Genomic DNA, 19,311 nt, shown 5'->3' with positions numbered 1-19,311 from the left:
GTCCATCAACACCCGCAGCTTCGGCGACAACTGCCGGCTCGGCGCAACACGTTGATTGCTTGCCGCACGCGGGGACGGCGCGAGCGTTGCAAGTGCCGCGCATCTTGGCATTGCCGCGCTCCGTCTCGATCGGTCCGTCGATTGGGTTTCGCGCACCTGGCAAACCACTACCTCGATCCTTTGCACGGCTTCCGGGCTCATCGGCCCTGAACGCGCGCGACTACTGGCGCATTTGACGCCGGTCAGCGCTCTTGAAAATTCGCATTGCGAATTTCGAATTCGTCTGATTGATTCATCTTTCTCATTCGCGCAAATTTCGTGTGGCGCAACCATCACCGATTTGTCGAGAAAGGAGACCCGATGAGTGACGAGTCGAACGTACCGCCCCATCTTTCCTTCACCAGCAGCTCACTTGCTGCACGCGTGACCAAGGCCAGCAGCACCATCCGGCTGATGCCAAGGCGAAAGCGACTGTTGGATTGACGCACGATTGAATCGGATTGGTTGATTCGGTTGGCCTCATTTCATTTGTTGCGGATTTTCCGCAATGGTTTGTCCATGGATAGCGGCCGCGTTTCGATGTGATATGGCTGGCGCCCGATATAACGAGGATAAGAATGGCGGAATTCGATCGCGTGACAAGTTATTTGACGGGGCGGCAATCCGCGCATCTGACGCTGATGCGGCGCAAGTCGAAGCGCGATCCGGAGACGGGCGAACTGCCTCCCATGCCCACGGTGTCGGTCGTATCGTGGGTCGTGCGCGAGGCGATCTGCGAGCCGTACAGCGTCAAGGCGGTCGTTGCCGCACCGGTTGCGATTCCGAGAAAGACGGTGCTCGGGCAACTCGCGAAATTTTCGGTTCGACCCGAGGACGGACGCGCCAAGCGCGAATTTGCCGGCTTCGTGACGCAGTTCGACTCCGTATCGGAATCTCGTGATGGTTACACCTACCGTATTGTGATGCGCCAGCATCTGGCCGTCATGGACGGCCCGAGCAATTGCGCCACGTACCAGGGAATGGCCTCGTGGGAAATCATCAAGGAGATTTTGGCGCGTTACGACCTCCGCTTCTGGATACAGGTCGAATTCAATCTACGCCGCGAGCATCCCAGGCACCCGTTCCGCTTCCAGTACAACATGGGCGACTGGGACTACGTCAAGCTCGAGATGGAGCAAGCGGGCCTGTATTGCTACACAAGGACCGGTGAGCACGGCGACGTGCTGGTGATTGCGGACGACGTTGACGGCTATATGCGCCCCGCAATACCTGTACTGGATCGTCCCACTGCCGGGCTGGCGACCTTCGAGGAATCGATTTTTTCCTTCAAGGTCCGCTCGCGCGTCGTGCCGGAATCCTATGTGGTTGCCGACTACAACCCCGAGCAGGCGTGGGAGCGCTTCCGTGCCGAGGACCGCGCCGTATCGGACGACGAGACCATGATCGGCAAGCCCTATGTCTGGGGCACGCATCACGACGACGCCAAGGGGGCCAAACGCGAGGCGCAGTTGCGCCATGAAGCGGCACGCGCCAGCCAGATTCGTTACTCGGTGGAGTCGACCGTGCTCGCGATCCGGCCTGGCAGCATCGTGCAGTCTGATCGGACGCTCGAGGATGCCGGCGCGGCCATGTTCGTGACGACGGTCGTGCATCGCGGCGCGCGGAATGCGAGCTACGTGAACAGCTTCACGGCGATTCCGGCCGATCGCCCGTACCGGCTGGAAATTGACGAGCGTCGGTGGCCGAAAATTCCCGGCACGCTAGGCGCGACTATTACGTCGCCTGACAGGTACAAATTCGCCTACCTCACCGACAAAGGCGAGTATGTCGCGCGGTTTCACTGCGACTTCGGCAACTGGCCCAAGGGCGGGGAAAGCGTTCCGTTACGGCTCGCCAAGCCGTTCGCAGGCAGGAACCATACGGGCATGCACATGCCCGCGTTGGACGGCGACGAAGCCCTGATCGGCTTTCGCGAAGGCAATCCGAACAAGCCCTTTATTGCGTCCTTTATCCACAATAGCGAGCGCCCCGACCTGATTAATTCGTCACGACGGCGCATGTCGCGTAACGAGATCCGAACGCAATCCGGCAACACGTTCTGGATGGACGATTGGGACAATCAGGAAGGCATCGAACTCGGTACGCAGCACTCCGGCCGCTCGCAACTCCATCTCGGCCATATGGTGGACCGCGCACTGAACCAGCGAGGCGCGGGTGCCGAACTGCGGACTTCAGGGCATGCGGTTGCGCGAGGCGGCGCAGGTGTGATGGTGACGGCCTACGACCGGCCGGGCGGCGCGGGCAAGCAGCTCGATATGGCCGAGACGATTGCGCAACTCAAGGACATGTTGGCGCTAGCCGAATCGCTGGCGAAGTCGGCCGAGGCGTCGAAGGCATCGCCTGCGGATACCCAGGCGCAAAAGGCGATCGGCGACGGGCTGGACGAATTGAAAAGGCCGGGCGCGGTCGTGACTGCACCGGGACCGGTTGGCGTGGTCTCGGGCGATGGCGTACAACTCGCCGCCGATGGTTCGATCATCGGGACCGCGAAGAAAGGAGTCCACTTCAGCGCGCTCAAGAGGATCACCGCCGCTGCGGGCGGTCAGTTGTCACTGTTCGCGCGGAAGGGCATGAGCTTGATCGCGTCGGCCGGCGAGGTCATTGTGCAGGCCCAGCGAGGCCGCATGCAGCTTGCGGCGCAGGAAGACATGACGGTCGAAACGGTCAATGGCGTTTTGCACGTGAAGTCGCCGAAGGAAATCCTGCTCAGCGTCGGCGGCTCGTATATCCGCGTGAATCCGGAAGGGATCGAGATGGGCTCGCGCGGCCGTGTGCACTTCAGGACAAGTGGCTTGAAGAAGACCGGGCCGGCTCAACTGGACCTGAGCGGCGCGGCGTTCGCGCCGGCTTTCGTGCCGTTCAAGACGGAGTGTGAGGTCTGGCGTACCAATCCGAATTTTGTACAAGCGCCGGCCTTGGCGCCTGAGCCGAGCCCGCCGCAATGGGAGTCACAGGGTAATAGAGAGGCTGTTGCACGTGCCCTCGCACCTGCGGCTGATGGGGGAAAGCTAAGCGACTTCTCCCCCTTCGATGGAAAGCCGTCGAACGTTGATTCGAACGTGCCGAAAGCCAAGGTCGAATTGAACGGCCCCGACGATCAGACGCAAAGTTACGTCGCACCCGATCCAATCAAGCTCGCAAATGCGGTTCCCTGTGACTGGAAGATCACGGACCTGAAGGTTGATGTGCGGCAGCATATCGAAGCCAAGCCGTATTGGGGGATGTTAGACAACCGGACGCCGTGGAAAGACAGCAGTGGAAACCAGATCAGAGGCGGTGGTTCGAGGGACTCGAATTTCGAATTCGCGTACAGCGAGCAGGACAAGACGATTACTTGCACTGTCAGGGTGATGCTGGTTCCGATGGATTTGTTTCCGGTTGATGTCACCGGAAATCGTGATCTCACAGTTTCGCCGCAAACCGTCCCATATGAGGCGACAACTCACTGGCGAATGATGCCTGGTTCCACGGTCAAGGGTGTGAAGATGGACTACCGCGATACGGTCGGGGACAAATATGACGTTGACGCTCTGAGAAATCGGATTGAGGCCGTGTTGAACCAGAGAACCTACAAGTTGATTCTGGACGGTTGCTCTAAAGGGGCTGCGTGTGGATGCCGGGTGAAAGTTAATTTCAGGGTCGATCTTCGCGTATCGGTCAGGGGAGCGCCCATTGCTGGGTTTAAACCGCATGTTACGAATCACCTGTATCCGACTGTTCTTCGGGCAGATACGTCGTCGTGGGGGGAGGGGCAAAAATGGCAGGACGATCGGGGAGAGGTACATGATTCTGGGCGCGCGAATGTCGAGGCGCACGAGTGTGGGCATTATTTCAATTTCCCCGACGAATATTACGATCGAGGCGGCTGGCTTCACGAGTCTTACATTAAGTGTGAGCAGATTGATTTTTCGCTGGTCGATGCAAAAGCGGGAACCATGATGTGGCAGGCGCGCTCGCCGACGAACCTGATGGGTTACGGTGCAAATTCGTCGTGGCAGATTGGTAAGGTAACGGCAACCATAAAGCCGTATTACCTGGAATATGTGCGGCGTCAATTCTCGCTGGCGACAAACAAGTTGTGGAGGGTCGGCTATGATTCGTAATTTCCGGCGTATTGCATTAAGCGTTCTTGCAGTCTCCCCGGTTGTTTGGGTGGGGTATGCAAATGGAGGAGGTGTGGGCATGGAAAATGATGCGATGCAATTCAGCTATATCACAAATGGCGGGGCGGATGGCAGCATTAATTCATATGGGAATAACGAAGTCGCAGTTTCCGGTGATGTATTGACGGTTCAGATTGGAGATTCCGTGGGAAGCAAGGATGGCATTGGAATCGGGGTCTATAAATTGAATCTGCAAGGTAAAAACCTTGAATCCGCCAGAAAATTGGCCGATTTGCTATGTTCGCCAAAAGACCCGGAGAGCGACGTGCCAATTTCCGATCTTTACGTCGCAAAATGTGGTGGAGCGATCAAGAGTAGCTACGTGAGAGATTTTAGTCGACCTATTGCAATCAGGATCGCTGACTTGGTGGACTTGCTAAGGGATGCGGGAGTTCAGGGTGGGCGAAAAGTTGTGAAACTGGATGCTTCGCTCACTGCTATTGCTCGCACGAAGGATGGATTCATGGTTTCTGTCAGATTCGACAACACTGGTGATTATCCTATCAAGTTCAAGACGCCTGATAAATGGAATGTCGAAACTGGCAGGAATATGGATATCTTGGGCGTAAACGGCTACCGAATTGGATCGCGTGATTCTAAATTCGGACTCGGGTTGGCGGGTAAGTTGCTTGAAAATTCGGGCGAATTTACTGATGGCGAGGTCAGTCTTGCGCCGCACAGTTCGGTAATTTTCAAGATAAAAACAACATCCGTCAGTAAATTCGTCGCGGGTAGCTACGATCTCAATGTTAGCGTGTTTATGAACATCGAGGTTTCGGGAATCCAGTCCAGTCTGGTGCGGGTCGATTTCCATTCGGACTACAAGAATCCGACCCGCGTCACCTTTGACCGCGATTATCCCTCGACGCCGCAGGAGCGCGAGCAGTGGGAAGCGTACCAGCGGACTCGCCTGTCACATTTTCCGATCAACCCCGGTGAGACGTTCGCTGAGGACGGCCTGTATCGCGCAGTGCGTCTGAATGCCGGCGGCAGCTACCGCAGCTTGCAAGTGATGCCATTCAAGGCCGGCGACATCGCCACGACCGACAGCGTGAAGATGCCGATGGAGTCCGGAGACGGCGTCCATCTCAACGGACCGGTGCAATGGGTATGGGAAGGCAGTGCCCCGACTCCCACGAAGCCATTCTCGTCCGCCTACGTCGAAGGCACGGAGCAGTTCAGCTTGCCCGGCGCGGCGTGTCCGCGTGGCGGCCGTTGGGTGGCGCGCGTTCGCGCGAATGCGGGCTACTCGACGCCGGAATACCGCTATGACCTGTCCCGCATCGTCACGATGCGGCGCGGCCAGCCGATGCCGTCGATTTCGAACGACGCCGGCAACGCTGAATGGGAATGGGTGGGGGGCTGAAATGCGAGAACGTGCGCTGATCTATCAGCATGACCGGACGACGGCGAACGGCGTCGTGCTTGACGGCCTCGATGACGTTGAACTCGACGATCGCAAGTTGAGCCATGTGGGCGCGAGGGTCCAATGTCCTGCGTGCAACACCATTGGCCGGATCGAGCCGGTCGGTGAGCGCTCGGACCATGAACTGAGCGACAAACAGCCCGCGCTCGAAGACGACCTTTGCCGGTGCGCGTGTCATCCGTCGCCGCGGCTGATTGCATCGCAGCGCCACTCGATGATCGAAGCGTGACGCGATATTCACGGAGACGCGATGAAATTTCGCTGGGATCAACGCGTGCCGCCCGAGTGGCAGCACCCCAAACCGCCACCCGTATGGGTCTACCTCGTCTTGTTCCTCGTGATCGCGGGCGTGTGCCTGGCCTATACGGTGATAACGTGGCCGGCGGGCAAACCAGTTGGCTCGCCGGAATTCACGCGCTCCGCGCTGGCGGTCCCGTTTACTTTTTGGCTCACGATCTGCGCCGCGCTTTATTCGTCGTTTTACGACGGCTTGGCGTTTGAGGCAGCGGTCAGGAATGCGGCGCGCTGGCATTTGCTGGTCCGATGGCAGCGACTCAGCCGCGCAGGCATGGCCGTGCTCGACAGTGTCATTCTCACGCCCGAAGCCGACCTGGCCGAACGCATGCTGAAACTGGAAGGCAGTCCACCGGAGAATCCGGGGAAGGTCATGTTGCTTGGAGGCCTCGACGCAACCCACGTCGCGTCACGCGTCAGCAGCCTGCTGGAAACCCTTCTGACGCCACTGGCGGCGCGGTTGGCTGAGGCGTCGCGCAGCAACTCATTCGAAATCGTGATGCAGTGCGACCGGCAGGAATGGTCGACGGACGTCAAGGCTGTGTGGGAGCGCCTGAAGTTGCCAGGGCGGCCCTGTGTTCGATGGATCGACAACGACCGCAACGTGAACTTTGCGGAGAACTGGTTCTCGGACAAAAGCGACTCGCCGTTTGCCTCTAGCCACTATGCAGTGGACGGAACTCCGAAGTATCGCCTCGTTGTCGCATGGCATTTGAATGATGACGCCCCCGGCATTGCGCCGGCGACATCGGAAGCCGCGGTTGCGCTTCTGCTCGGTTCGCGCGCGCTCGTACAGGAAAAACCTGAGCTAAAGCGGCAGGCTTGGCTACTTCGTCAGGTCGTCGGGGAAGCCGATCAGGTCGATAGGTCGCTGGCGTTGCTGCTCAACGCGGCGCAGGCGCCACGCGAGCGTATCCGTCACTTCTGGCATAGCCGGCTCAAGGGGCTCGCGCAACATGCGACGCTGGGCGCGGTCAGGGATGCCGATCTGAAGATTGAAGCGCATGCGCTAGATCCGGCGATTGGTCCGCAGGCTCCGGTCGCGCGCTGGGTCCTTCAGGCGCTGGCCGGCAAGATGGCGTTATATGGTCAGGGGGCGCAGCTTGTCGCACTGCCTCACGAGGACGGCGTCGCGCTCAATCTTGTCGTCAAGGAGCTGCCGAGCGTGGACGCGCCGTGGAAGACGGACTACGAGTACAACCTGTTCCCAGCCGTCGAACTCGTCGCGTGTGTGGCGATGTGGGTATTCGGGATGCTGCTGTCCCCCGACAAGGCGTGGGGCACGTTCGAAACGGTGTTCACCAGTGTCATGGTTGTCGTCGTGATCTTGTGTGGTGGCTGGCGCATCCTCGCACAGCGGCTCTATGCCGACGACGTGTGGCGCCAATACGGGTAAGCAGCGATGAAGGCATTTCGGCAATTCGGCATTCCCCGGTTCGTGGCGTTGTGGTGGCTCTCGCTGCTGGCGTGTGCCGTCTGGATGACTGCGAGTTAGGGGCATGCGTCGGCAGTACTGGGTACGGCAACCCCTTTGCAATACGCGTTGATCTTTCTGGGCTTCACGGTGGGGCTGATCGCAGACGAACTGTGCGATCGATGGCGATGGCATCTCGCATGCATCTTTCATATAGAGGATGTCGTCGACGGCGTGTGTGCTGACCGGGAACACGAGATTGCGCAGGCGGCGGTGTGGCGCTGGTATGAGCATCGAGGCAAGCCGTGGTGGATCAGTTCACATCGGGAACGGCCCCATGTGCGCACAGCGGATGCGTGGCAGCGCTTCGAGGCGTATGACCGTGCGATGATGCGGCAGATACGCGCGGGCCGAAACGGCGACGTATGACGTCGCATCGGCGTTCCTGATTCACTGGCGCCGGACTGAACGCTACCTGAACAGCCGCTCGCACAGGAAATCGACGAACACGCGCAGCTTCGGCGACAACTGCCGGCTCGACGGCCACACGATCGAGAACTGCCCGGGCGCGATCCGGTAGTCGTCGAGCACGGTGACGAGCGCGCCGTGTTCGAGCGCGTCGCGCGCGAGGAAGTCGGGCATGTAGCCGATGCCGAGCCCCGCGAGCACGGCGCCGCGCAGCGCTTCCATGTTGTTGCAGGTCATCGCGGTGCGCAGCGTGAGCGGCGTGCCGTCGTCGGCCGCGAGCGCCCAGTCCTGCAGCTTGCCGGTGGTCGGGAAGCAGTAGCGTACGCAGTCGTGCGCGTCGAGCTCGCGCGGCGTGCGCGGCGTGCCGGCCTGCGCGAGATACGCGGGCGTCGCGCACAGCACGAACGCGAACGGGCCGAGCCGCCGCGACATCAGGCTGGAATCGGACAGCGGGCCGCTGCGGATCACCGCGTCGAAGCCGCCTTCGACGACGTCGACCATCCGGTCGTTGAAATCGAGATCGAGCTCGACGTCCGGATAGCGCTGCCGGAATTCGGGCAGCACCGGCAGCAGGAAGCGGTAGCCGATCACCGGCAGGCTCACGCGCAGCTTGCCGCGCGGGCGCTGCGCGGACGCCGTCACCGTCGCCTCCGCGTCGCGGAAATCCTCGAGGATCCGCTGGCAGCGCTCGTAGAAATGCCGCCCCTCGTCGGTGAGCGTCACGCGCCGCGTCGTGCGGTTGAACAGGCGCACGCCGAGCGACTGCTCGAGTTTCGCGATCGTCTTGCCGACCGCCGACGCCGAAATGCCGAGCGCGCGGCCGGCCGCGACGAAGCTCAGCGCTTCGGCGGTGCGGACGAACGCAACGATGCCGGTGAGGTTTTCCATCGAATCGAACGGTGTGCGGGCGACGCACGCTAGCGGGGCAATTGCGGAATTTTAGTCCGTTATATGCGGAGCTTTGCGTGGTTTTTCGCGGATTGAATCCGATTTATCTTTTGTCGCTCTGATGACGCATCCGCGCCGGCTTTTTCGAGGAGCGATGATGGATCACCCTGTTTCAGCCGTTTCGGCCCACGCGGCGCGCCGGCGCGCATGGGTGCTGGCCGCCGTCTGCATGGCCGCCGTCGCGCTGCCGCTGTCGTTTTCGGGCGGCGCGGTCGCGACGCCGGCGATCGGCCGCGACCTGCACGGCAGCCCCGTCGCGATGAACTGGATCACCAACGCGTTCATGCTCGCATTCGGCAGTTTCCTGATGGCGTCGGGCGCGCTGGCCGACCAGTTCGGCCGCAAGCGCCTGTTCGCGATCGGCGTCGGCGGCTTCACGTTGATGTCGCTCGCGCTCGCGTTCGCGCCGTCGATCCTCGCGGTCGATTTGCTGCGCGCCGCGCAAGGGCTCGCGGCGGCCGCGGCGCTGGCCGGCGGCACGGCCGCGCTCGCGCAGGAATTCGACGGCGCGGCGCGCACGCGTGCGTTCAGCCTGCTCGGCACGACGTTCGGGATCGGGCTCGCGTTCGGGCCGGTGCTCGCCGGCGGGCTGATCGGGCACTACGGCTGGCGCGCGATCTTCGTGACGGGCGCGGTGGCCGGCGTGCTGTCGCTCGCGTTCGGACTGCCGCGCATGCACGAGTCGCGCGATCCGCACGCGACGGGGCTCGACTGGCCCGGCACGATCGCGTTCACGGCGGCGCTGACGCTGTTCACGTTCGGCGTGATCGAGGCGCCCGCGCGCGGCGGGTCGAGCCCGCTCGTGATCGCGCTGCTGGCCGGCGCGGCGCTCGGCGCGTGCGCGTTCGTGACGATCGAGACGCGCGTCGCGCGGCCGATGCTCGACCTGTCGCTGTTTCGCATCGCGCGCTTCGTCGGCGTGCAGGTGCTGCCGGTGTCGACCTGCTGCTGCTACATCGTGCTGCTCGTCGTGCTGCCGCTGCGCTTCATCGGCATCGACGGCTTCAGCGAGATCGACGCCGGCTGGCTGATGCTCGCGATCTCCGCGCCGATGCTGGTCGTGCCGCTCGTCGCGGCGACGCTCACGCGCTGGCTGTCGGCCGGCGTGATTTCCGGGCTCGGGCTGCTGGTCGCGGCGGGCGGGCTCGTGTGGCTCGGCATCGCGCTGCGCGGCGGCGCGGGGCCGGCGGCGATCGCGCCGATGCTCGCGATCGGCATCGGCGCCGGCATGCCGTGGGGGCTGATGGACGGGCTGTCGGTGAGCGTCGTGCCGAAGGAGCGCGCGGGGATGGCGACGGGCATTTTCAGCACGACGCGCGTGGCCGGCGAGGGGATCGCGCTGGCGATCGTCGGCGCGGTGCTGGCCGCGCTCGCGCAAGCGGGGCTTGCGCAGGCGGCAGGGGCCGCCGGCACGCCGGACGCGACGCTGCGGGCCGCCGCGCGGCTCGCGACCGGCGATCTCGCGGGCGCGGCTGTCGCGTTGCCGGGCGTCGGTCGTGCGGCGTTGATCGCGAGCTACGCGCACGCATTCGACCGGCTGTTGATCGCGCTGGCCGTCGTCACGGTGCTGTGCGCGGTGGTGGTGTTCGGGTTTCTCGGCGGACGGCCGGCTGTCGACGAAGCGGGCGATGAAGTAGACGGCCCCGCGCAGGCCGACGCCGCCGTGCCCGCATCGTCCGCTCGTTAAAGCCTCACCCGCCGCGCGTCACGCCAGCACGAGCGGCGGCAGCCCTGCCTCTGCGCGAGCTTGCGCGCATTCCACATCGATCACGAGATAGCGCAACGCATCCGGCCACAGATGCGCGCGCGCTTGCGCATCCTCGTCGAGCGTCGCGCGGCCCTGCACGAGCCAGGTCGTCTGACGCACGAAATCGACGAACAGCAGCGCGATGGCCGGATTCACGAGCAGGTTGCCGATCGTGTTGAGCAGGTTGTTGCCCGCGAAGTCGGGCAGCACCAGCGTGCGGCGGTCCGGGATATCGACGAGCGGCGCGAACGAGCCGTCGGCGCGCGGCTGGCGGCCGCGGTACGAACAGTCGGCGTTGCCGGCCGCATCGGCGGTCGCGACGATCAGGAAAGCCTGCTCGCGGATGAATGCGATGGCGTCGTCGGTCAGCGGGCCGCGATCGTTCATGGTGTCGGTCGGCGTGTGCGCCGTGGCGTGTGAATCCGCGACAAGCACGCAAGCGACATGCCACGCGGCGCGGCGCGCGCTGGCGGGCAGCGCGCCGCCGCGCACTGTGGAAATTCCGAACACCGGCCCCATCGTTGCGCAATCGCGGTGTTCAGAATCGGTACACCGGCCGTGTTGCGGACGTGAACACCGCACGGTGCGAACCCGCGCCGGCCGCGATCGACGTGCGCCCGCTCCCGCCCGTTCCGTTTGGCACGCATGTTGCATGAACGGGATCAGCGCATTCCAACCGGCGCTCTACTCACACAAGCACGATGAACAGGAGACATGTATGAACCCGTTTGACCTGAAACAACTGGGCCTCGACGTCGAATACCCGTACCGTCAGCAATACGACAACTACATCGGCGGCAAGTGGGTTCCGCCGGTGAAGGGCGAGTATTTCGAGAACGTGTCGCCGATCAACGGCCAGCCGTTCTGCCGCATCCCGCGCTCCGGCGCCGACGATATCGAACTGGCGCTCGACGCCGCGCATGCCGCGCGCCGCAAGTGGGGCAAGACGTCCGTGGCCGAGCGCTCGAACCTGCTGCTCGCCGCCGCCGACCGGATGGAAAAGAACCTGAAGCTGCTGGCCGTGGCCGAGACGATCGACAACGGCAAGCCGCTGCGCGAGACGATGGCGGCCGACCTGCCGCTCGCGGTCGACCACTTCCGCTACTTCGCGGGCTGCATCCGCGCACAGGAAGGCGGCATCTCCGAGATCGACGACAACACCGTCGCGTACCACTTCCACGAGCCGCTCGGCGTGGTCGGCCAGATCATCCCGTGGAACTTCCCGCTGCTGATGGCCGCGTGGAAGCTCGCGCCGGCGCTCGCGGCCGGCTGCTGCGTGGTGATGAAGCCGGCCGAGCAGACGCCCGCGTCGGTGCTCGTGCTGATGGAGCTGATCGGCGACCTGTTCCCGGCCGGCACGATCAACATCGTGAACGGCTTCGGCAAGGAAGCGGGCGAAGCGCTCGCGACCAGCAAGCGGATCGCGAAGATCGCGTTCACGGGCTCGACGCCGGTCGGCAAGCACGTGCTGCGCGCCGCGGCCGAAAGCCTGATCCCGTCGACGGTCGAACTGGGCGGCAAGAGCCCGAACATCTTCTTCGCCGACGTGCTCGACCAGGACGACGCGTACCTCGACAAGGCGCTCGAAGGGCTCGCGATGTTCGCGCTGAACCAGGGCGAAGTGTGCACGTGCCCGTCGCGGATCCTGATCCAGGAATCGATCTACGACCGCTTCATCGAGAAGGCCGTCGCGCGCGTCGAGCGCATCAAGTCCGGCCACCCGCTCGACCTGCAGACGATGATCGGCGCGCAGGCGTCGCAGCAGCAGCTCGACAAGATCCTGTCGTACATCGACATCGGCCGCGGCGAAGGCGCGCAATGCCTGACGGGCGGCGAGCGTACGGCGCCGGCCGCCGACCTCGGCACGGGCTACTACGTGAAGCCGACGATGCTGCTCGGCAACAACAAGATGCGCGTGTTCCAGGAAGAGATCTTCGGGCCGGTCGCGTCGGTGATGACGTTCAAGGACGAGCAGGAAGCGATCGAACTCGCGAACGACACGTTCTACGGGCTCGGCGCGGGCGTGTGGACGCGCAGCGGCACGCGCGCGTATCGGATGGGCCGCGAGATCGAGGCCGGCCGCGTGTGGACCAACTGCTACCACCTGTACCCCGCGCACGCGGCGTTCGGCGGCTACAAGCAGTCGGGCATCGGCCGCGAGACGCACAAGATGGCGCTGTCGAACTATCAGCAGACGAAGTGCCTGCTGGTCAGCTACCAGGCCGAGGCGCTCGGGTTCTTCTGATCGCCGAAGCCGCCGCGACGTGCCGGGGTCGGTTGGGCCCGGCACGTCGCGCGGTTCGATTTTCCTGTTCGACGGTCGGCCCCGGTTGCGTTTTGTTGCGCAGCCGGCGCCGGCAACGATTCCGGTCGTCGCGGGCTCGCGGCGGCCCGCTGCGCCCACGCGTGCGACGACAACCAGCATGGCAGACCTGCCCCGATCCTTTCCACGTCACCCGGTATTCCATCCGGGCGAACTCGACGCGCAACACCGCTTCGGCGTCGCCGACGAAGCCGAGCGGATGAGCGACGTCGTGACCACGCGGCTAAGCGTCGGCGTGCGGCAGTTCGTCGAATCGCAGCCGTTCATGTTCGTCGGCATGGCCTCCGGCGTCGGCGCATCGATGACCTGCGACATCGTGCAGAGCCGGCGCGACGCGAACGGCGACCTGCTGCCGGTGGTGCGCGTGATCGATACCAAGACGCTGCGGTTCGCGTTGCCGGCCGCGCCTGACGGCGATGGCGGCCGGATCGACGCGGCCGCCTGCGACGGCCGGGGCGTCGGATTGCTGTTCGTCGATGTCGTGCGCGGCCTGCGCTACCGGATCAACGGTCGCGCCACGCTGCGCGCCGATTTGCCGGAAGCGGACGCGGCGCCGTGGGCGGCGGACAGCGCGATCGTCGAACTGGCGATCGCGCAGGCATACGGCAATTGCGGCACACGGGTCGTGCGGCTGAAGCCGGCCCGGTAGCCGGTGGCCGGGCGCGGGCGGCGGCGCGCATGCGCGGTCGCCGCGCGGATCGCACCGGCGGCGTGCGCGGCATGCCGCCTTCGGGTGCGCCCGCATGGCGAGCATCGGCCGGACAGCGTGGAATGGCGGCTTGCTCGCCGGGCCGTGCGGTTCGGCACGGGACTTGCGTGATACGCAGGGTTCCGCGCAGGTGAGGGAGGACACGATGGACCAACACGTGGCGTATACGGAAGAACCGACCGCCGAGGACACGCGGCGCAGCGCGCAGGGCGACGACGCGTTCGCCGGGCAGGCCGTCGTCAGCGTCGCGCACGATGCGGACGAGCAGGCGCGCAACCTGATCGGCTGGCGGCAAACCTACGACCAGCTCGCGGCCGGCCGCTTCGTCGGCACGCTGACCGAGCTGCCGCTCGACACGATGAAGCTGTTTCGCGAATCGACCAGCCACCTGCTGCGCCAGGCGTGCGAAGTGCGCGGCGACGCGTACTGGTTCGGCATCCCGCTCGTGTGCGACGGCTCGGCGCGCGTCGATGCATGCCGCATCGGCCCCGGCGCGCTCGCGTTCCGGCCCGGCAACGTCGAATTCGAACTCGTGACGCCCGCGCAGTTCTCGATCTACGGCGTCGTCGTGCGCGGCGACGTGCTGCGTCGCTACGCGGAGGAAGTCGAGCACCGCGCGCTCGACGAGCGGCTGTTCACGCAGCGCGTGATGCAGGTCGGCGACGCGCGGCTCGCGCGGCTGTGCGCGCTGCTCGGGCGCCGGCTCGACGGCGCGGTGGCGATGGCCGGCCCGCTGCCCGATGCGCAGCGCGACGACCTGCAGGCCGAAGTGCTGGCCGCGCTGTTCGATGCGTGCGCGCAACCGGCCGACGACGGCAGCGGCGCCGCGCCGTCGACGCGCCGCTGGATCGTCGACCAGGCGCGCGACTACGTGCTCGCGCACCGCACGCGTCCGGTCGGCGTGCCCGAGCTGTGCGAGCAGTTGCACGTGAGTCGGCGCACGCTGCAGTACTGCTTCCAGGACGTGCTGGGAATGGCGCCCGCGACCTACCTGCGCACGCTGCGGCTGAACGGCGCGCGGCGCGACCTGTGCGGGCGCGCGGCCGGCTCGGTGCAGGACGTCGCGGAGGCGTGGGGCTTCTGGCATCTGAGCCAGTTCGCGACCGATTACCGGCGTCTGTTCGGCAAGCGGCCGTCGGAGACGCTGCGCGATCGCGCGTGAACGTGCCGGTATGGTGAGCCGGGCGGCCGGCGGCGCGCTCACGGCGGTGCTGGCGCCGGGCGCGCGCTGCGGCCGGTTCGACCCTTCCGCTCGGCGCCGCGCCGGCTTCGTTCAGATGGCCGACGCTGCCCCGTCGCGCGGGGCGGGCCACGCCAGCGCGTCCCAGTCGATCGCGCGGTACGCGGCTTCGACCGACGCCAGATCGTCCGGCCGCTCGCTGCGATGCAGCCCGTGCAATTCGGCCGGTACGTCGAGCATGACCGGTACGCAATACGGATAGTCGCGCACGCGCAGCACCGGCCCGATCGTCGTGAAGCACGCGATCGTCGGCACGTCGAAACCGTCGGCGAGATGCACGGCCGCCGTGTCCGGCGCGAACAGCAGGCTTGCGCCCTTGACCCACGCGATGAAGCGCGCGGTGTCGGTCGCGTCGCGGCTCACATCCACGTAAGCGGGATGCGCGATCGGGCCGAATCCCACCACCGGCAGCCCGTAACGCTGCGCGAGCCGTTCCACGAACGCGACGCGCAGCGCGGGCGGCACGCTGCGCACCGCGGTGCTCGCATTCGGGCAGAACAGCACGTACGGCCGCAGCCATTCGGCCGGCAGCGCGGGCAGCGATAGCCGCGCGAGCCAGCGGTTGCGCTTTGCGGCAGCCGGCACGGCAGCCGGATCGACGCCGAGCGCGTCGAGGAAGAAATCGATCATCGGCAGCCGCGCGAACGCGGGCCAATACAGGTGATTGCCGACATCGATGCAGTGCGCGTCGGCGGGCAGCGCTTCGGCCGGGCACGGCAATGCGCGCGACGGCGCGACGACGTCGGCCGCGAGCGCATACAGCGCATCGACGTAGCGCGGCGCGCGCGCCGGCCGGTACAGCGTGAAGCGCAGGCCCGCATGGGCCGCACGCAGCGCGGCGACGGCCGTCAGCCCGATCACCGAATCGCCGAGCGCGACACCCATCCCGTTGATCACGTGCACGTGCCGCGTAGCGCCGTAATCGAGCCGGAACGGCCGGTGCGCGGCGTGCAGCAGGCCGAGCGCCGGCGCGGCCGCCACGTAGCCTTCGGCGCGCACGTCGCCGTATTCGAGGTCGTACGGCGCGACGAGCGTGCGGTCGGGCGCGAGCAGCGTGCCGGGGCAGGCCAGCGCGTCGTCGTGCGACAGCGCGGCGACGGGCGGCGCGGCGTGCATGTTCACCGTTGTCATGCGCCGCGCGCGCGGCGGCCCTGCTCCCGGATCTGCTCGAGCGTCGCGGCCGGCGTGCTGGCGTCCTGCGGGATGCGGATCTCGATCACCGCGGGCAGCCCGCAGGTCAGCGCGCGTTCGAGCGCGGGCGCGAAATCGGCGGTGCGCTCGACCGTCTCGCCGTGCGCGCCGAACGCACGCGCATAGGCGGCGAAATCCGGATTCGTGAGCCCCGTGCCGTGCACGCGACCCGGGTAGTTGCGCTCCTGATGCATGCGGATCGTGCCGAAATGGCCGTTGTTGACGACGATCGCGACGATGTTCAGCCCGTACTGCATCGCGGTCGCGAGCTCGTTGCCGGCCATCATGAAGCAGCCGTCGCCGGCGAGCGCGACGACGGCGCGCTGCGGATACAGCGACTTCGCGGCGAGCGCGGCCGGCAGCCCGTAGCCCATCGCGCCGCTCGTCGGCGCGAGCTGCGAACGGAAGTGCCGGTACGCGAAGTGGCGATGCAGCCAGATCGCATAGTTGCCTGCGCCGTTGGTCAGGATTGCGTCGTGCGGCAGGCGTTCGCGCAACTGCACCATCACGTCGCCGAGCTGCACGTCGCCGGGCATCGGCAGCGGCGCATGCCATTCGCGGTACGCGCGGTGCGCATCGGCGGCCGCGCCGGCCCAGGCAGGCCGCTCGGGCGGTTCGAGCGCGGCCAGCGGCGCGGCGATCTCGGGCATGCCCGACACGATCGGCAGGTCGGCGGCGTATACGCGGCCGAGCTCGTCCGCGCCCTGATGCACGTGGATCAGCGTCTGGCGCGTTTTCGGGATGTCGAGCAGCGTGTAGCCGCCGGTCGTCGCTTCGCCGAGGCGCGGCCCGATCACGAGCAGCAGGTCGGCGTCGCGGATGCGTTTCGCGAGCGCGGGGTTGATCCCGAGCCCGACGTCGCCCGCGTAGTTCGGGTGCGCGTTGTCGATCGTGTCCTGGAAGCGGAACGCGCACGCGACCGGCAATTGCCAGCGTTCGGCGAAGGTGCGCAGGTTCGCGCACGCGTCGGGCGTCCAGCCGCTGCCGCCGACGATCGCGAATGGCCGTTCCGCGCGCGCGAGCCGCTCGCGCAACTCGTCGAGCTGCGCGACCGACGGCGCGGCCGCGACGCGTTTCGCGGCCGGCACGACGGGCTGCGGCGCGCACGCGTCGGACAGCACGTCCTCCGGCAGCGCGAGCACGACCGGGCCGGGCCGGCCGGACGTCGCGACGTGGAACGCATGGCTCAGGTATTCGGGGATGCGGCGCGGATCGTCGATCTGCGCGACCCATTTGGCCATCTGGCCGAACATCCGGCGGTAGTCGATTTCCTGGAACGCTTCGCGGTCGAGGTGTTCGCGTGCGCACTGGCCGACGAACAGGATCATCGGCGTCGAATCCTGGAATGCGGTGTGCACGCCGATCGACGCATGGGTCGCGCCGGGCCCGCGCGTGACGAACGCGATGCCGGGCCGGCCGGTCAGCTTGCCGACCGCTTCGGCCATGTTCGCGGCGGCCGCCTCGTGGCGGCAGACGACCGTCTGGATGCGGGCGGTGTCGTCCGCGAGCGCATCGAGCACGGCGAGGAAGCTCTCGCCCGGCACGCAGAACACGCGTTCGACGTGATTGGCGAGCAACGCATCGACGAGCAGTCGTGCACCGGTGGTGGCGCGCGACTCGAGGTCCTTGGAATGCGACATGGGCTGCCGTCTCCCTGGGTAGCGGGACGTACAGCTTACGCCGGTTGGCTGCGGGCCGGTACGACGGCCGCTGAAAAGTGTCGGAACGCGGGGCTGGTCGGGGGTTGCGTGCGGGCTTCGGTTGGCCATCCGGCCCTTGACCCACGTGCTCGAGAAGTTCGCGAAATTCGGGCCGAATTTCATGGCCGAAGGGCATGGCAACCAGGAGCAGGCCGAACGCAAGGATGGGTGATTGTGCACCCGACGGTCATGCGAGACGCGGAGCGTCCTCCATGACCGCCGGGTCGGACATCAGCACTCGACGATATTCACCGCCAGCCCGCCGCGCGACGTTTCCTTGTACTTGGTCTTCATGTCGGCGCCCGTCTCGCGCATCGTCTTGATCACGGAGTCGAGCGACACGTAGTGCGAGCCGTCGCCGCGCAGCGCCATGCGCGCCGCGTTGACGGCCTTTACCGACGCCATCGCGTTGCGCTCGATGCACGGGATCTGCACCATCCCGCCGACCGGGTCGCAGGTCAGGCCGAGGTTGTGTTCCATCCCGATCTCGGCCGCGTTCTCGACCTGCTGCGGCGTGCCGCCGAGCACGGCCGCGAGCGCGCCGGCCGCCATCGAGCAGGCCACCCCGACTTCACCCTGGCAGCCCACTTCCGCGCCCGAAATCGATGCGTTGAGCTTGTAGAGGATGCCGATCGCGGCGGCCGTCAGCAGGAAGTCGATTACGCCCTGTTCGTTCGCGCCGGGCGTGAAGCGCGTGTAGTAGTGCAGCACGGCGGGGATGATGCCGGCCGCGCCGTTGGTCGGCGCGGTGACGACGCGGCCGCCGGCCGCGTTTTCCTCGTTGACCGCGATCGCGTACAGGTTGATCCAGTCGATCATCGACAGCGGGTCCTGGAGCGCGCGCTCCGGGCTGCCCGTCAGCGTGCGGTACAGCTGCGGCGCGCGGCGCTTGACCTGGAACGGGCCGGGCAGGTTGCCGTCGGCGTCGGGATTGCCGATCCCGCAGCCGCGCGACACGCACGACTGCATCACGGCCCAGATCTTCAGCAGCCCGTCGCGCGTTTCTTCGTCGGTGTGCCACGCGCGCTCGTTTTCCCACATCAGTTGCGCGATCGACTTGCCGGTCGACGCGGTCAGCGCGAGCAGCTCCGCGCCGGTGCGGAACGGGTGCGTCATCTGCTCGGCCGCGCTCAGCACCTTGGTGTTCGGTGCGCCGGCCGTCACGACGAAGCCGCCGCCGACCGACAGATAGGTACGCTCGACCAGCACCGCGCCGTTCGCGTCGCTCGCGCGCAGCTTCATCCCGTTCGGATGTTCGGGCAGCGCCTGGCGGTAGAACGCGATGTTCTCCTTCAGCACGAACGGCACCGGGTGCGTGCCGAGCAGCGCGAGTTGCTTCGTCTTGCGGACGTCTTCGAGCCGCGCGTCGATCGTGTCGGGATCGACGGTGTCGGGCGCGTCGCCGAGCAGGCCGAGCATCACGCCGCGGTCGGTGCCGTGGCCCTTGCCGGTGGCGCCCAGCGAGCCGTACAGCTCGACCTTCACATGGGCCGTCGCGGCGAGCAGCCCGTCACGCTCGAGGCCCTGGACGAACATCAGCGCCGCGCGCATCGGTCCGACCGTGTGCGAACTGGACGGGCCGATGCCGATCTTGAAGAGGTCAAACACGCTGACTGCCATTTCGATAC

The 19,311-nt window shown here is 65.9% G+C and carries 14 protein-coding genes and 1 pseudogene; 10 read left to right on the top strand and 5 right to left on the bottom strand.

Annotated features, from left to right (window positions below):
* Positions 1 to 617: 617 nt before the first annotated feature.
* The 5 genes from J8I35_RS16290 (at position 618) to J8I35_RS16270 (ending at position 7,786) form a co-directional block, all read left to right on the top strand.
* The gene (locus J8I35_RS16290) at positions 618 to 4,163 is read left to right on the top strand and encodes a type VI secretion system Vgr family protein (RefSeq protein WP_209926190.1); all 3,546 of its coding nucleotides are present in this window, start codon (positions 618 to 620) and stop codon (positions 4,161 to 4,163) included.
* A complete protein-coding gene (locus J8I35_RS16285) occupies positions 4,153 to 5,589 on the top strand; it encodes a hypothetical protein (RefSeq protein ID WP_245170296.1) in 1,437 nt (478 codons plus the stop codon). The genes J8I35_RS16290 and J8I35_RS16285 overlap by 11 nt, the downstream gene beginning before the upstream one ends.
* Position 5,590: 1 nt before the next feature.
* Positions 5,591 to 5,878, top strand: a complete 288-nt coding sequence (locus tag J8I35_RS16280; RefSeq protein WP_046547487.1) for a PAAR domain-containing protein — start codon at positions 5,591 to 5,593, stop codon at positions 5,876 to 5,878.
* A gap of 21 nt (positions 5,879 to 5,899) precedes the next feature.
* Positions 5,900 to 7,339, top strand: a complete 1,440-nt coding sequence (locus J8I35_RS16275) for a hypothetical protein (RefSeq protein ID WP_209926186.1) — start codon at positions 5,900 to 5,902, stop codon at positions 7,337 to 7,339.
* Between the two features lie 135 nt (positions 7,340 to 7,474).
* Entirely contained in the window at positions 7,475 to 7,786 is a 312-nt protein-coding gene (locus J8I35_RS16270) for a hypothetical protein (protein ID WP_209926184.1), read from the top strand.
* Positions 7,787 to 7,828: 42 nt separating this feature from the next.
* On the opposite strand, the gene J8I35_RS16265 is transcribed toward J8I35_RS16270, so the two are convergent.
* The gene (locus J8I35_RS16265) at positions 7,829 to 8,713 is read right to left on the bottom strand and encodes a LysR family transcriptional regulator (protein WP_124555771.1); all 885 of its coding nucleotides are present in this window, start codon (positions 8,711 to 8,713) and stop codon (positions 7,829 to 7,831) included.
* A gap of 157 nt (positions 8,714 to 8,870) precedes the next feature.
* Between J8I35_RS16265 and J8I35_RS16260 the strand changes: the two genes are divergently transcribed.
* Positions 8,871 to 10,460 (top strand): MFS transporter, encoded by a 1,590-nt coding sequence (locus J8I35_RS16260; protein WP_209926182.1) that lies wholly within the window; start codon positions 8,871 to 8,873, stop codon positions 10,458 to 10,460.
* Positions 10,461 to 10,478: 18 nt separating this feature from the next.
* On the opposite strand, the gene J8I35_RS16255 is transcribed toward J8I35_RS16260, so the two are convergent.
* On the bottom strand, positions 10,479 to 10,907 hold the full coding sequence (locus tag J8I35_RS16255; RefSeq protein WP_050016022.1) for a pyridoxamine 5'-phosphate oxidase family protein: 429 nt from the start codon (positions 10,905 to 10,907) through the stop codon (positions 10,479 to 10,481).
* Between the two features lie 331 nt (positions 10,908 to 11,238).
* Here J8I35_RS16255 and J8I35_RS16250 point away from each other — a divergent pair, with 331 nt between their 5' ends.
* The 3 genes from J8I35_RS16250 to J8I35_RS16240 all read left to right on the top strand — a co-directional run bounded on the left by J8I35_RS16250 (position 11,239) and on the right by J8I35_RS16240 (position 14,714).
* A complete protein-coding gene (locus J8I35_RS16250; protein ID WP_050015884.1) occupies positions 11,239 to 12,765 on the top strand; it encodes an aldehyde dehydrogenase family protein in 1,527 nt (508 codons plus the stop codon).
* A gap of 178 nt (positions 12,766 to 12,943) precedes the next feature.
* Entirely contained in the window at positions 12,944 to 13,492 is a 549-nt protein-coding gene (locus J8I35_RS16245; RefSeq protein ID WP_050015887.1) for a hypothetical protein, read from the top strand.
* A gap of 205 nt (positions 13,493 to 13,697) precedes the next feature.
* Positions 13,698 to 14,714: a helix-turn-helix domain-containing protein gene (locus J8I35_RS16240; RefSeq protein WP_089488032.1), complete on the top strand. Its 1,017-nt coding sequence runs from the start codon at positions 13,698 to 13,700 to the stop codon at positions 14,712 to 14,714.
* 111 nt (positions 14,715 to 14,825) lie between these two features.
* Here J8I35_RS16240 and J8I35_RS16235 read toward each other — a convergent pair whose 3' ends face one another.
* Together J8I35_RS16235 and J8I35_RS16230 are read right to left on the bottom strand one after the other, a co-directional pair.
* Positions 14,826 to 15,923, bottom strand: coding sequence for an ADP-heptose--LPS heptosyltransferase (locus tag J8I35_RS16235; RefSeq protein ID WP_124555774.1), 1,098 nt, complete (start codon positions 15,921 to 15,923; stop codon positions 14,826 to 14,828).
* Positions 15,920 to 17,623, bottom strand: coding sequence for a thiamine pyrophosphate-binding protein (locus J8I35_RS16230; protein ID WP_209926176.1), 1,704 nt, complete (start codon positions 17,621 to 17,623; stop codon positions 15,920 to 15,922). The genes J8I35_RS16235 and J8I35_RS16230 overlap by 4 nt, the downstream gene beginning before the upstream one ends.
* A gap of 130 nt (positions 17,624 to 17,753) precedes the next feature.
* Between J8I35_RS16230 and J8I35_RS16225 the strand changes: the two are divergent.
* Positions 17,754 to 17,855 (top strand): annotated as a pseudogene (locus J8I35_RS16225) (AbrB family transcriptional regulator); the annotation flags it as partial.
* Positions 17,856 to 17,914: 59 nt separating this feature from the next.
* On the opposite strand, the gene J8I35_RS16220 reads toward J8I35_RS16225, so the two are convergent.
* Positions 17,915 to 19,303: an L-serine ammonia-lyase gene (locus tag J8I35_RS16220; protein ID WP_050015896.1), complete on the bottom strand. Its 1,389-nt coding sequence runs from the start codon at positions 19,301 to 19,303 to the stop codon at positions 17,915 to 17,917.
* Positions 19,304 to 19,311 lie beyond the last annotated feature (8 nt).

Origin of the sequence: Burkholderia sp. CpTa8-5, assembly GCF_017815045.1 — a bacterium.
Classification (GTDB): domain Bacteria; phylum Pseudomonadota; class Gammaproteobacteria; order Burkholderiales; family Burkholderiaceae; genus Burkholderia; species Burkholderia sola.
This window is presented reverse-complemented; position numbering and strand designations above follow the sequence as displayed.